Raw genomic sequence first — 1229 nt, 5'->3', positions numbered from 1 at the left:
CTGATGTCCAAGATGGAGCGCGCCGGCTGCAACCGCTCGGTGGTCGGGTTGGTCATCCCGACCGGCTATTCCTTCAACCTCGATGGCACCAACATCTACATGACGCTGGCCGCTTTGTTCATAGCGCAGGCGACCGACACGCCGCTCACCTTCGGCGACCAGATCCTGCTGCTCGCCGTTGCCATGCTGAGCTCCAAGGGTGCCGCCGGCATCACCGGCGCCGGCTTCATCACGCTCGCCGCGACGCTCTCGGTCGTACCCACGGTGCCGGTCGCCGGCATGGCTTTGATCCTCGGCGTCGACCGCTTCATGTCGGAATGCCGGGCGCTGACCAACTTCGTCGGCAATGCGGTGGCGACCGTGGTCGTGGCGCGCTGGGAAGGGGAACTCGACCAGACCAAGTTTGCCGCAGCAATGGCCGGCGACTTGCCGGAGGAAGCTGACCTGTCGCTGCCAGGGCTGCAGGCCGCCTGATTGTCAGGCTGCATGGTCATAGTCCGAAGCCGGCTGCCGCCGGCTTCGGACTAGCCGCGGCCAATCTCCTACATCTGCGATTATCCACAGGCCACGCCGCTGCGCGCTAGCCTCGAATGTAACAAGCTTGTGAGTCTTGTTGTTGGCGCGGGGCTTGCTCCAGCCGTATTTGATTGCCAGTATCCGCCATGCCTTCAAGGCACCCGTCCACTTCGATCCCGACCTGATCGCGACCGAAGGCGAGACATTTCCGTCGGGCTCGGTTGCGAGCGGCCGAAACCGTCGGAGCTTTTGCTGCCGCCGACCACAACCTTGACCAAGGCGGCAGCCCTCGAAGGCATGGCGGCCTCGCTATGAAGTCGCAAGAGACGTGACCCGTCTCCTGACGGAAGGCGCATGCTTCCTCTCAGGAACTCGTCGCGCTTGAAGAGGGGGCGGCCCGTGAGCGGGCTTTGCCGAACCAAAGCAAGATGCGAGGTCGAACGCGATGCAGTCTGAACCGAGGATTCCGGTATCAATCATCATCCCGAACTACAATTACGCGCGTTTCCTCAAACGCAGCATTGATAGCGCGCTGGAGCAGGACTACGCGGATGTCGAAGTCGTCGTCGTCGACGATGCATCCCAGGACAATTCCACGACAATCATAGAATCCTATCGCGACGAGATCGTCGCATGCCCGCGAGTGCAAAATGGCGGGCATGCCGCCGCGTTCAACACCGGCTTTGCGGCAAGCTCGGGCAAGATCGTCCTGT

At 62.2% G+C, this 1229-nt stretch carries 2 protein-coding genes; both read left to right on the top strand.

Annotation, left to right across the window (positions count from 1 at the left end):
* A partial coding sequence (locus EOA86_RS35260; RefSeq protein WP_128345696.1) for a cation:dicarboxylase symporter family transporter occupies positions 1-474 on the top strand: 474 nt, incomplete at its 5' end.
* A gap of 487 nt (positions 475-961) precedes the next feature.
* The coding region (locus tag EOA86_RS35250; protein ID WP_128345692.1) for a glycosyltransferase at positions 962-1229 on the top strand (268 nt) is incomplete at its 3' end.

Origin of the sequence: Mesorhizobium sp. M5C.F.Ca.IN.020.32.2.1, from assembly GCF_004023105.1 — a bacterium.
In the GTDB taxonomy this organism is placed as follows: Bacteria; Pseudomonadota; Alphaproteobacteria; order Rhizobiales; family Rhizobiaceae; genus Mesorhizobium; species Mesorhizobium wenxiniae.
This window is presented reverse-complemented; position numbering and strand designations above follow the sequence as displayed.